The following is an 11851-nucleotide window of genomic DNA, read 5'->3' as shown; positions in this document are numbered from 1 at the left end:
CAGAGGAGAACCGTGTCAGAGGGGTTGATTTCGCAGGGGCGCAGACGCTAGGCACGGCAACGGGCACCGCGATCCGCCCCAAAGCTACTCCGAACCGATCACGACGCCGGTGCGCAGCTCCGCGAGCAAGGCCAACACCGCCGTGGCGGTCTCAGGGTCGGGCACCCGCTCCACCGCCGCGGTGGCCCCATCACCCACCTTGATGCCGAGATCGTCGGGGCCGAGCGAGGTGAACACATCTTCGTCGGTGACGTCGTCGCCGAGAAACAACACCGGAGCCGCGGGCAGCGCCTCGCGAATGCTGCGCAGCACCGACCCCTTATTCGAGTCCCGCACCGAGAACTCACGCACCTGCTTGCCCTCGCGCACATGCATCTCCGCAGCGAGCCCCAGCTCCACCGCCGCAGCCAGCAGCTCCTCCGCCTGTTGCGCATCGGGCACCTGCCGCGTGTGCACCGCGATCCCGAACGGTTTGCGCTCCAGACGCACCCCAGCTTCACCGCCGAGCACCCGCTCGAAACGTCGCACCACCCGCTGCAGCCGTTCATCTTCTTCCTCAGTGAGCGGGCTGCCCAGCAGCGGGGCATCCCCCGTCGCAATGCTCACGTCAAGCCCGGTCAGCTCAGAGCCGTGCGAACCCGACACGATCCAGCCCTCGCTCTGCAGCCCCGTCTCGGCGAGGCCTGCCAGCGAGCGTCCCGTCAGCACGGCCACGTAGGTGTCCGGCGCGCTGCGCAGCACTTCGAGCGCCTGCCGTGCGCGGGGCAGCATTCGCGCATCTTGTGGCCGGGGCACGATGGGCGCGAGTGTGCCGTCGAAGTCGCTCGCCACGATGAGTTGCGGCAGCGCCGCGAGGCGGCGCACCCGGTCGTCGATGCTGCGCGGCACGAACGCCGTGCTGACCTGAATCGGCTCCGTGCGCTCGCCCGTGTGGCTCGGGCGCTGCGCCTCGGCGGCGGCGCGCACCGCTCCGAGATATCCCGTTGCCCAGTGGGCCACATCATTGTCGTAGACAGTGCGCCGCAAGGAGCGCATACGGCGGCGCTGCTCTTCGCGGGGCATGTGCACGGCACGCACCACGGCCGCTTTCAGCCCCTCAATGTCGTGCGGGTTGACGAGCAGCGCGTCACGCAGTTCGTCGGCGGCACCCGCGAACTCGCTCAGCACCAGCACGCCCTGCTCGTCGGTGCGGCAGGCCACATACTCTTTGGCGACGAGGTTCATGCCGTCGCGCAAGGGGGTGACGAGCAGCACGTCGGCGGCGAGGTAGAGCGCCACCATCTCGTCGCGGGTGTAGCCGCGGTGCAGGTAGACGAGGGGGGCGTGGCCGAGCGATCCATGCTCGCCGTTGATGCGGCCCGCCGTGAGTTCGACCTCGTCGCGCAGCTGCCGGTAAGCGTCGACTCGCTCTCGGCTCGGGCTCGCCACCTGCACCAGCACAACGTCGCCGGCGTCGATCTCGCCATCGCTGAGCAGCTCGTCAAAAGCTTTCAGCCGGTGGCGAATGCCCTTCGTGTAGTCGAGCCTGTCGACGCCGAGCATCACCGTCTTCGGGTTGCCGAGTTCTGCGCGGATCTGGCGAGCGCGCTCCTGCACCTCGGGCCGCGCGGCGACCTCAGCGAAGGCTGCGGCGTCGATGGAGATGGGGAACTCCTGCGCGAGCACCGTGCGGGAATGGTGCTCTGCGGTGCCGGGCACGACGATGGTGTTGCCGAGGGCGGGCACGCGGGTGAAGCGCTCGGCAGTCGTGCGGAAGGCCACCGCGTCGGTGACCTGCTGGAAGCCGATCACGTCAGCACCGAGCAACCCCTCGACGACGCGTTTGCGCCAGGGCAGCTGGGCGAAGAGGCGGCTGGGCGGGAAGGGGATGTGCAGGAAGAACGCGATGGTGAGGTCGGGGCGCAGCTCGCGCAGCATCTCGGGCACGAGCTGCAGCTGATAGTCGTGCACCCACACGATGGCGCCCTGCGCAGCGTGCTGCGCGACGCGCTCGGCGAAACGCTGGTTCACCCGCTGATAGCGGTCCCACCACACGCGGTGGAAGTCGGGGCGGGCGATCACGTCGTGGTAGAGCGGCCACAGCGTGCCGTTCGAGAAGCCCTCGTAGTAGAGCTCGACGTCGTCTTCGCTGAGTTCGACGGGTGCGAGCCGCATCGAGCCGATCTCGAAGGGTTCAAGGGTTTCATCGGCGGCGCCGACCCACCCCACCCAGAGGCAGCCGAGCTGCTCCACGATGGGTGCGACGGCGGTGACAAGGCCTCCTGGCGAGGTGCGCCACGAGGTTGATCCGTCGGGCTCGACTACCCGGTCTACCGGCAGCCGGTTCGACACCATAACGAGCTCGCGCCCGCCCGTCATGTCCTGCATCTCGGTCATGGCACCCCCTGCACTCTCTGCCCGCAGTCTACCGAGCGCGAGGCCCTGGCCGCTGCCCATTGCGGGCGGGGAGCGCGCGGTGCTATGCCACCCACCAGCACCCACCTTGCGCGGCGTTTGCCATCAGCGAACTATCTGGCACTCTCAATGCTCGAGTGCTAATCTCAAGACAAGTTGAGTCGCATTAGCTCAACTTCAACACACAAGTCAGTCGATGAGAGAAAGGTGCGAATATGGCCAGCTACAACCCCTTCCGCGACGTTGAACGCATTGCGGATGCACTCCTCTCCGATCCGCTTCGCGGGCCTCGGCAAATGCCGATGGATCTCTATCGAGACGGTGACCACTATTTGCTGACGGCAGACCTGCCCGGGATGGATCCCGGTTCAGTCGACATCGATGTCGACGGGCAGCTTCTCACTATCCGCGCCGAGCGCACGTTGCCGGAGGCCGAACACGTGAAGTGGATCACCCGCGAACGAACCGCAGGGAGCTTCTTGCGCCAGCTGAGCCTGGGGCAGGGGATTGACACTGAGCGCATCAGCGCCAGCTACGACAACGGCGTTCTCTGCGTCACGATCCCGGTGAGCGAGCGAGCAAAGCCGCGCAAGGTAGAAGTTCGGTCGACCAGCACCGCAGGCGCGACCTCGACAATTCAGGCTTCGGGGTCGTCTCCCGCCCAGCTGGAGAACTCTTCCTCATAGCCTCACAAGACGCTGCGTCACGAACCCGGTTTAGCACGAGGGCTCCGTGCCTGCTCTCTCGAGCAAGCACGGAGCCCTCATCATTTCAACCTCTTGAGGAGCAGAAACGTCAGGGGTGGCGTGACTGGCCCCAATCATTTACTCTGCGAGTGCGCGGTCACGCCCGCTCAGCCGAGCGGGGGCCGGCCCCGCCCGATCCGCTGGAGGCATCATGACTCGCACGCGCGTGCACAATCAGTTCGTGTCGCTCGACGGGTTCTCCGCCGGGGAGTACGTCACCTTCGATGAGCCGATCGGCGGCGCCCGTCACCTCTTCGACTGGTTCGACGGACGAGTCATCGAGGGTGTGCACCGGGTTGCGGAGCCGGTGACGCTGGACCGGGCACTGTTCAGCATGTGGGGCCAGGGCATCGGTGCCGAGATCATGGGGCGACGCAAGTTCGGCCCACAGCAGGGGCCGTGGCCCGACGACGGCTGGCGCGGCTGGTGGGGCGACGAGCCGCCTTTCAAGACGCCCTGCTTCATCCTCACCCATCACCCGCGAGAACCGATGGTGTTCGAGAACGGCACGAGCTTCCACTTCATGGACTCCGGGCCGGAGGAGGCGCTGCGGCAGGCACAGCAGGCTGCGGGTGATCAGGATGTGCGGATCGGCGGCGGCCCGACAACGATCCGCCAGTTTTTGAGCGCCGATCTCGTCGACTTCATGCACGTCATCGTCGTGCCCATCACGCTGGGCCGAGGGGTGAGCCTGTGGGAGGGCGTGACCGGATTCGAGGATCGCTTCACGCTCGAAACGGTCGCCAGCGCGAGCGGCCTCACGCATCAGCTGTGGAACCGCCGGGCGGAGGCCTGAAGGGCCGCCGCTCGACGGGCGTGAATACGTACAGCCGCGGCGCGAACCGCCCGATCCGCCCCTCTCATCTACGGCGTACGACGGCGCAGGGTGAGCGCGGCGAGCCCGAGCGCCACCAGCGTCACCGCGGCGATCACGATGAGCGGCCGGCCGAGATCCCAGCCCTCGTCGCCCCGCGTCACAGCGTTCACCGCGTCGATCGCGTAGCTGAGGGGCAGCCAGTCGGAGATCGTGTGCAGCGCGTCGGGCATCTGATCGCGCGGCATCAGCAGGCCGCCGAGAAGGATCTGCGGGAACACGAGCACCGGCATGAACTGCACGGCCTGAAACTCGGTGCGCGCGAAGGCGCTGGCGAGCAGCCCGAGCCCGGTGCCGAGCAGCGCGTCGACCACGGCGACGAGCCCGAGCTGCCAGAGCGGGCCGGAAACCTCGAGCCCGCAGACGATTACCGCGAAGCCGACAGTGATCACCGCCTGCACCGTGGCGGCGAGCCCGAAGGCGAGCGCGTACCCCACGATGAAATCGCCCTTGCCGAGCGGGGTGGTCATCAGCCGTTCAAGGGTGCCCGAGCGCCGCTCCCGCAGTGTGGTCACCGAGGTGATGATGAACATCAGAATGAAGGGGAACAGCGCGAGCATCGGCCCGCCGAGCCGCGAGAACGCGCCCGGCTGCGCGTCGAACAGCCATGCGAAGAGGCCCACGAGCAGACTCGGCATGAGCAGCAGCAGGGCGATGGAGCGCGGATCGTGGCTGAGCTGCCGCAGCACGCGGCCAGCGGTGGAGCAGCTGCGGGAGAGGTTCATCGCGCCTCCCCTGAAGCAGCGGCACTGTCGGCGCTGTGGCGCCCGTGGTGAGGCGGATCGGTGGGATTCGGGGGCGAGACCGGGTAGGTGCCGTCGCCCGGCTGCGATGCGATGATCGCGAGGAATGCCGCCTCGGGGTCGTCGGTGTCGGTCTGCGCAAGCAGGGCCCCAGGTGAGGTGTCGGCGATGATGCGCCCCTCGCGCATCAGCAGCAGGCGGTCGCAGCGCAGCGCCTCGTCCATGACATGGCTGCTGACGAGCAGCGTGGTGCCCGTGCCCGCGAGCTCCCGGAAGAGCCCCCACAGTTCCACCCGCAGCACCGGATCCAAGCCCACAGTGGGCTCGTCCAGCACCACGAGCTCGGGATCCCCGAGCAGTGCGGCCGCCAATGAGACACGATTGCGCTGCCCACCGCTCAGCGCTTCGACACGATGTCCGGCGTACTCGCCGAGACCCACCTGCTCGATCGCCCGATCCGCATCGCCCTTGGAAACCCCGAGCACGCGGGCGAAATAGCGCAGATTCTGCGCAACCGTGAGATCGTCATACACCGACGCGGCCTGTGTGGCGTAGGCGACGCGGCGACGCAACCGCGCCGACCCCGCCCGCTCACCGAGCACGCTCAGCTCGCCGGCGACCCCGGCCTGCACGCCCACGATCGAACGCATCAGCGTACTCTTGCCGCACCCCGACGGGCCGAGCAGCCCGGTGACCTGCCCGCGCGGGATCTCAAAGCCGATGCCGTCGAGCACCGTGCGCCGGCCGCGCCGAACCGACAGACCCGCGGCTCGAACCACGGGCAGAGCGTCGTTGCGATCCACCATATGCTCAGCGTACTCGCGTGGAGGGGCTGTGGGAGCCGCAGCCGTGCCACATCAGGGGCGCAGTCCTCGCCCCTGCTCACGTGAGTTGGAGTAGTCTCCCCGTGGCCGGGTCGAGTTCACCCACCGAAAAAGCCGCGGAAACCATGAGGTTTCCGCGGCTTTCGTGGTCGGGATGACAGGATTTGAACCTGCGACCCCGTCGTCCCGAACGACGTGCGCTACCAAGCTGCGCCACATCCCGATTGCGTTTTCACGCGAGCTTTACTCTAGCGCGTTTCAGGCCAGGGCAAAAATCGGAGGTCCCCTCGGGCACCCCGGCAAGCCGATACCCTATATGGAAACCGGGAAGGACCTATGTCGCACTCACTCACCCACTACCGCGGCGGGCGCATCTTCACCGCCGACGACGCACAACCCTGGGCAGAGTCCCTGCTGGTGCGCGACGGGGCGATCCGCTTCGCCGGTTCCGTCGCCGCCGCCGACCAGCTGGCCGCGCACCACCCCGGCACGACCCGCGTCATCGAACTGAACGGCGCGCTCGTCACCCCCGGCTTCATCGAGGCCCACAGCCACCTCGTCAACCTCGGCCGCTCGCTCTCGCAGGTCGACCTGCTCGACGCGCAAGACCTCCCCGAGATGCAACGCAGAATCGCGGAAGCCGCCGCCGCGAAGCCCGGCGCCCCGCGCGTGCTCGGCCGCAGCTGGCTGCTGCAACCGCTCGCAGGTGCGCAGCCGGATCGCAGCATGATCGACGCCGTCGTCACCGACCGCCCCGTCTACCTCGTATCGAACGATCTGCACTCCGGCTGGGTCAACACCGCAGCGCTACGCGAGCTCGGCATCGACCGCGACACCCCCGACCCCGAAGGCGGCACCATCGTGCGCGACGCCGCCGGAGACGCGACAGGCCTGCTGCTCGAAACCGCGGCCCTCGTGCTCATGCGCGGCGGTATCGAACAGCTCGAAGACGACACCGTGCGCGACGATGCCTTGCTGCGCGCCCTCGAAAGCTACCGCGCGGCAGGCACCACCGCGGTCGCCGACCTCGGCCTGCGTCGCGCGGAGTTCGAGGCGCTCGAACGAGCCTGGGAGGGCGGCGCGCTGCCGATCCCCGTCGCCGGCTACCTCCGCGTCGAAACCTCCGCCGACCCCGAGACGCTGGAACAGCAGCTGCAAGATGCCATCCGGATCCGCGACCGCGTCGCCGCCCGAGCCTCCGAACGCGGCGACACCGATCCATTGCTGCGCATCGCCGGCATCAAGGTGTGGATCGACGGCGTCATCGACAGCGGCACCGCCGCAATGTCGGCGCCCTTCGCCGACGGCGCACACCCCGACCCGCTGTGGAGCCGGGCACTGCTCGAACCCATCGTCATCGCCGCCGACGCCGCAGGCCTGCAGGTCGCTATGCATGCGATCGGCGACGCAGCAGTTGATCTCGCGCTCGACATGATCGAGTCGGCCCGCCGCACCAACGGTGCCGATGGGCCGCTGCACCGCATCGAGCACCTCGAATACGTCGACCGCCGCGCCGCCGAACGCATCGCGCAATCCGGCACCGTCGCCTCCGTGCAGCCCGTGCACTCCGACCCCGCGGTGCAGGGCGCCTGGCGCAGCCAACTTGGCGACGAGCGTGTCGAGCGCGGTTACCCCTGGGCCGAGTTCGCCGCCGCAGGTGCCAGGATCGCGCTTGGCACCGATGCCCCCACCGCACCCTATGCGCCGCTGCCGAACCTCTTCATCGCGGTGACGCGGCGCTCTCCCCACCGCCCCGAACTGCCCGCCAACCACCCTGAGCTGCACCTCGACCTCGAACGCGCCCTCATCTCCGCAACCCGCGGTGCCGCAGAAGCGTGCGGCTGGGGCACCACCCGCGGCGTTCTGGCGGCTGGCCGCCGGGCCGACTTCGCAGTGCTCGACGTCGACCCCTTTGCCGACGGCGCCGAGATGCTGCGCAACGCCGGTCCACGCCTCACCGTGGTCGCAGGCGAAGAGTTCCCGCAGCGCTGAACACACCCAAGCGGATTGTGCGCCGGGTCATAGAGCCCGGCGCACCTCCCCCACGATCGCCTCGGATCCGAACCCGAGCTCCCGCATCCCCTCTACGTACGCCGCCACCAGCTCCGCCGCCCGCAACTGCGCAGCCTCATCGACAGGCGCAATAGCTGCCACAGTCGTGCCGTTGCGCCCCCGCGTCACAAGGTACCCTTCGGCTTCGAGCTCGCGGTAGGCGCGTGCAACCGTGTTCGGCGCCAGCGCAAGATCCGCCGCGAACTGCCGCACCGATGGCAGCCTCGTGCCCTCTGGCAACTGCCGCGTCATGATCCGCTCAATGAGCTGCGCGCGCAACTGCTCGAACGGCGGGCGCGGATCCGCAGGGTCGATACGCACACCGATCACGATCGATCCGCCCCACAGGGCCGCAGCGCGGCGATCCCGATCACAAGCTCCATGGCCGCTCCCTCCGTCGCGCTGTCACCCCACACGGTAGCGACGCCACCCTGCGGCGTCAATCCCACGCAGAGCGCTCAGCGGAGCGCCCCTGCACTGCATCGAGGTCACCCGTGTGGTCGTTTCAGCTCACCGCAAACGACCACACGGGTGACCTCGATGAGGGGAAGGTGAGGGAGGGAGGGAGGGAGGGAGGGAGGGAAGGAGGGAGGGAGAGGGAGAGAGCGAGCGAGAAGAACAGGAGAAGGAAGCCCCAGAAACACCAAGGGCCGCCGCCAGCCCCGAACAAACGGATCTGGCGGCGGCCCTCAGCAGCGCGCTGCTACTTCTGGTTCTTGATGCGCGACGCGGCGCGGGCGCGCAGCGAGGCTTCAAGCTCGACCTTGCGGATGCGCACGTTCTCGGGGGTGACCTCGACGCACTCGTCTTCGCGAGCGAACTCGAGGCACTCTTCGAGAGTGAGCTTGCGCGGCGGGGTCATCGACTCGAAGCTGTCGGCCGTGGAGGAGCGCATGTTGGTGAGCTTCTTCTCCTTGGTGATGTTCACGTCCATGTCTTCGGAACGCGAGTTCTCACCGATAACCATGCCCTCGTAGACCTCTTCGGTGGGCTGCACGAAGAAGCTCATGCGCTCCTGGAGGTTGATGATCGAGAACGGCGTTGCCACGCCCGCACGGTCGGCCACGATCGAGCCGTTGTTGCGGGTGTTGATGACGCCGGCCCACTCGTCGTAGCCGTGAGCGATCGCGTTCGCGATGCCGGTGCCGCGGGTGATCGTCATGAACTCCGAGCGGAATCCGATGAGACCGCGCGACGGCACGATGAACTCCATGCGCACCCAGCCGGTGCCGTTGTTCACCATGTTCTCCATGCGGCCCTTGCGCGCCGCGAGCAGCTGGGTGATCGCGCCGAGGTGCTCCTCGGGGGTGTCGATCGTGAGGTGCTCGTAGGGCTCGTGCTTCTTGCCGTCGATCTCGCGGGTGACCACCTGCGGCTTGCCGACGGTGAGCTCGAAGCCTTCGCGGCGCATGTTCTCGACGAGGATTGCGAGCGCGAGCTCGCCGCGCCCCTGCACCTCCCAGGCATCGGGGCGGCCGGTGTCGACGACGCGCAGCGACACGTTGCCGATGAGCTCTCGGTCGAGGCGATCCTTGATCATGCGGGCGGTGAGCTTGTGACCCTTGACCTTGCCCACGAGCGGCGAGGTGTTGGCGCCGATGGTCATCGAGATGGCGGGCTCGTCGACCGTGATGGTCGGCAGCGGGCGCACGTCATCTGCGTCGGCGATGGTCTCACCGATGGTGATGTCCTCGATGCCTGCGATGGCGACGATGTCGCCGGGGCCGGCCTGCTCGGCGGGGTAGCGGGTGAGCGCCTTGGTGAGCATGAGCTCGGTGATGCGCACGTTCTGCACAGTGCCGTCGTGCTTCACCCAGGCCACGTTCTGGCCCTTCTTGATCCAGCCGTGGTGGATGCGCAGCAGCGCGATACGACCGAGGAACGGCGAGGAGTCGAGGTTGGTGACGTGGGCCTGCAGCGGGTGCTCGTCGTCGAAGACGGGGGCGGGCACGCGCTCGAGGATGGTCTCGAAGAGGGGCTCGAGGTCGGGGTTGTCGGGCAGCGCACCGTCTGCGGGACGGTTGTGGCTTGCCGCACCGGCACGGCCGGAGAGGTAGACGGTGGGCACGTCGAGCACGGCGTCAACGTCGATATCGGGGTGATCCTCGGAGAGGTCGGATGCGAGACCGAGCAGCAGATCCTGCGCTTCGCTCTCGACCTCTTCGATGCGCGCGTCGGGGCGGTCGGTCTTGTTGACCGCGAGGATCACGGGCAGGTGCGCTTCGAGCGCCTTGCGCAGCACGAAGCGGGTCTGCGGCAGCGGGCCCTCGGATGCGTCGACGAGCAGCACAACGCCGTCAACCATCGAGAGCGCGCGCTCGACCTCGCCACCGAAGTCGGCGTGACCGGGGGTGTCGACCACGTTGATGACGATGGGGCCATTCTTCGCGTGAGCGCCCTCATAGGTGATCGCGGTGTTCTTCGCGAGAATGGTGATGCCCTTCTCGCGCTCGAGGTCATTGGAGTCCATGACTCGGTCGTCGACCTCGGCGTGGGCGTCGAACGAGTTGGTCTGACGCAGCATGGCGTCGACGAGGGTGGTCTTGCCGTGGTCGACGTGTGCGACGATGGCGACGTTACGGAGGTCTTCGCGAGTGGCGAGAGCCATAGATGGTTCCTAACGAACGTGAAACAGCGAACGTTCTATGTTACATGGCGAGACTGCGAACCGCACGGGTGACTTACTCGCCCGCACGCGAACGCCGCGCACCCCGGCGGTCTGCGACCTCAATCGGCAGGGTGGTGTCGAGCAGCGGGTAGGCTTTGCGCCCTTCGCCGCGCACGAAGAGCAGGTAGCAGGCGCCGAGGAGCGCCACCCAGACGAGCCCTACCACCAGCGCGGGCCGCGACTCAGGCACAATGCCCACCATCACGATGACGAGGACGATGAACCCCACGGTGAGCCAGGAGGCCACGGGCCACAGCGGCACAGGGAACTCGCTCGGCAGGCGGTGGTCGCGGCGCATCTCGTCCTTCATGCGAATGTGGGCGATGAGGATCACCAGCCACACCAGCACTGTCGCAAAGGTGGCGAGCGCGCCGAGCAGAAAGAGCACCTGGTCGGGGTAGAGGAAGTTGAGCACCACCCCGATGAGCAGGCCGACGATCATCGTAACGACGGTCAGGATCGGCACCCCGGCTCGCGTCGTTCGGGTGAAGGCGCGCGGCGCCTGACCTTGCTCGGCAAGCCCGTGAAGCATGCGCCCCGCTCCGAAGATGTCGGCGTTCATCGCGGAGAGTGCGGCGGTGATGAGCACGATGTTGAAGACTGCGGCGGCGGATCGGAATCCGAGCGATTCGAAGAGGGAGACGAACGGGCTCGTCTCCCCCGTGATCTCGGTCCACGGTTGAATGCACATGATCACGCCGAGGGTGAGCACGTAGAAGAGCAGAATGCGGATCGGCACCGAGTTGATCGCTTTCGGCAGCACCCGCTTCGGGTTTTGCGCCTCACCCGCCGTGACGCCGATGATCTCGATCCCTCCGAAGGCGAACATCACAATGGTGAAGGAGGCGAGCAGACCCCAGGCGCCGTGGGGCATGAAGCCCCCGTGATCCACCAGGTTGTGCACGCCCATGAGATCGTGATCCGCCACCCCGAAGCCGAAGAGAATCACACAGACACCCACCGCAATGAGCACGATGATGGCCGCGATCTTGATGAGCGCGAACCAGAATTCCAGTTCGCCAAACACTTTCACGCCGACGAGGTTGATCGCCGCGATGCAGCAGACCACCGCGAGCACCCACACCCACTGCGACACCTCGGGAAACCAGAAGCGCATGTAGAGGCCGATCGCGGTCGCGTCGAACACGGCCACCAGAAACATTTCGAAGGCGAAGCTCCAGCCCACGAGGAAGCCGGCGAAGGGGTGGATGTAGCGCGACGCGTACTGGCCGAAGGAGCCGGACACGGGGTGCCGCACCACCATTTCGCCGAGCGCGCGCATCACCATGAACACTGCCGCGCCGCCGATCACATAGGCGAGCAGCACCGCCGGCCCCGCGGTTTGGATGGCTCCGGATGAGCCCATGAAGAGGCCTGTGCCGATCGCCGAGCCGAGCGCCATGAAGCGGATGTGACGGGCGGTGAGGCCACGGCGGAGGCCACCGGCACCGGCTGCGGGGCCCGCGACCGAGTCACCGAGGCTGGTGTTCGCGTTCATCACCGTGTCCCTTCGTGGCCTGCCGTGGCCGCGGGGTGCGGCCTCCGAGGGT

General features: G+C 67.6%; 9 protein-coding genes and 1 tRNA gene. 3 read left to right on the top strand and 7 right to left on the bottom strand.

The genetic code is table 11. The features are described 5' to 3' along the window. Positions 1-84: 84 nt before the first annotated feature. Positions 85-2376, bottom strand: coding sequence for a bifunctional alpha,alpha-trehalose-phosphate synthase (UDP-forming)/trehalose-phosphatase (locus tag WFL22_RS10575; RefSeq protein WP_336992738.1), 2292 nt, complete (start codon positions 2374-2376; stop codon positions 85-87). Positions 2377-2609: 233 nt separating this feature from the next. Between WFL22_RS10575 and WFL22_RS10570 the strand changes: the two genes are divergently transcribed. Beyond that, complete coding sequence (locus WFL22_RS10570) at positions 2610-3080, top strand: Hsp20/alpha crystallin family protein (protein WP_336992737.1); 471 nt, start codon at positions 2610-2612, stop codon at positions 3078-3080. A 211-nt stretch (positions 3081-3291) separates the two neighbouring features. Then, complete coding sequence (locus tag WFL22_RS10565) at positions 3292-3936, top strand: dihydrofolate reductase family protein (RefSeq protein ID WP_336651929.1); 645 nt, start codon at positions 3292-3294, stop codon at positions 3934-3936. A gap of 68 nt (positions 3937-4004) precedes the next feature. Here WFL22_RS10565 and WFL22_RS10560 read toward each other — a convergent pair whose 3' ends face one another. From WFL22_RS10560 to WFL22_RS10550, 3 genes are all read right to left on the bottom strand, one after another. Continuing rightward, positions 4005-4739 carry an ABC transporter permease gene (locus WFL22_RS10560; RefSeq protein WP_336992735.1) on the bottom strand — a complete coding sequence of 245 codons (735 nt, stop codon included), beginning with the start codon at positions 4737-4739 and terminating at the stop codon, positions 4005-4007. Further along, positions 4736-5563: an ABC transporter ATP-binding protein gene (locus WFL22_RS10555; RefSeq protein ID WP_336992733.1), complete on the bottom strand. Its 828-nt coding sequence runs from the start codon at positions 5561-5563 to the stop codon at positions 4736-4738. Before WFL22_RS10555 ends, WFL22_RS10560 begins: the two co-directional genes overlap by 4 nt. Positions 5564-5727: 164 nt before the next feature. After that, positions 5728-5804: transfer RNA gene (locus tag WFL22_RS10550), tRNA-Pro, on the bottom strand. Between the two features lie 113 nt (positions 5805-5917). Here WFL22_RS10550 and WFL22_RS10545 point away from each other — a divergent pair. Continuing rightward, positions 5918-7573: an amidohydrolase gene (locus WFL22_RS10545; RefSeq protein WP_336992732.1), complete on the top strand. Its 1656-nt coding sequence runs from the start codon at positions 5918-5920 to the stop codon at positions 7571-7573. Between the two features lie 27 nt (positions 7574-7600). Here WFL22_RS10545 and WFL22_RS10540 read toward each other — a convergent pair whose 3' ends face one another. From WFL22_RS10540 to WFL22_RS10530, 3 genes are all read right to left on the bottom strand, one after another. Continuing rightward, on the bottom strand, positions 7601-7963 hold the full coding sequence (locus WFL22_RS10540) for a GntR family transcriptional regulator (RefSeq protein ID WP_336992731.1): 363 nt from the start codon (positions 7961-7963) through the stop codon (positions 7601-7603). 373 nt (positions 7964-8336) lie between these two features. Continuing rightward, positions 8337-10241 carry a translational GTPase TypA gene (gene typA, locus WFL22_RS10535; protein ID WP_336651934.1) on the bottom strand — a complete coding sequence of 635 codons (1905 nt, stop codon included), beginning with the start codon at positions 10239-10241 and terminating at the stop codon, positions 8337-8339. Between the two features lie 73 nt (positions 10242-10314). Continuing rightward, positions 10315-11799, bottom strand: coding sequence for an amino acid permease (locus tag WFL22_RS10530; RefSeq protein WP_336992730.1), 1485 nt, complete (start codon positions 11797-11799; stop codon positions 10315-10317). Positions 11800-11851 lie beyond the last annotated feature (52 nt).

The organism is Leucobacter sp. VD1 (assembly GCF_037150695.1).
Classification (GTDB): Bacteria; Actinomycetota; Actinomycetes; order Actinomycetales; family Microbacteriaceae; genus Leucobacter.
This window is presented reverse-complemented; position numbering and strand designations above follow the sequence as displayed.

Bases quoted from the DNA above. Each gene is read 5' to 3' on its own strand.
- WFL22_RS10575 (WP_336992738.1), bottom strand. From the start codon at position 2,376: ATGACCGAGATGCAGGACATGACGGGCGGGCGCGAGCTCGTTATGGTG.
- WFL22_RS10570 (WP_336992737.1), top strand. From the start codon at position 2,610: ATGGCCAGCTACAACCCCTTCCGCGACGTTGAACGCATTGCGGATGCA.
- WFL22_RS10565 (WP_336651929.1), top strand. From the start codon at position 3,292: ATGACTCGCACGCGCGTGCACAATCAGTTCGTGTCGCTCGACGGGTTC.
- WFL22_RS10560 (WP_336992735.1), bottom strand. From the start codon at position 4,739: ATGAACCTCTCCCGCAGCTGCTCCACCGCTGGCCGCGTGCTGCGGCAG.
- WFL22_RS10555 (WP_336992733.1), bottom strand. From the start codon at position 5,563: ATGGTGGATCGCAACGACGCTCTGCCCGTGGTTCGAGCCGCGGGTCTG.
- WFL22_RS10545 (WP_336992732.1), top strand. From the start codon at position 5,918: ATGTCGCACTCACTCACCCACTACCGCGGCGGGCGCATCTTCACCGCC.
- typA (WP_336651934.1), bottom strand. From the start codon at position 10,241: ATGGCTCTCGCCACTCGCGAAGACCTCCGTAACGTCGCCATCGTCGCA.
- WFL22_RS10530 (WP_336992730.1), bottom strand. From the start codon at position 11,799: ATGAACGCGAACACCAGCCTCGGTGACTCGGTCGCGGGCCCCGCAGCC.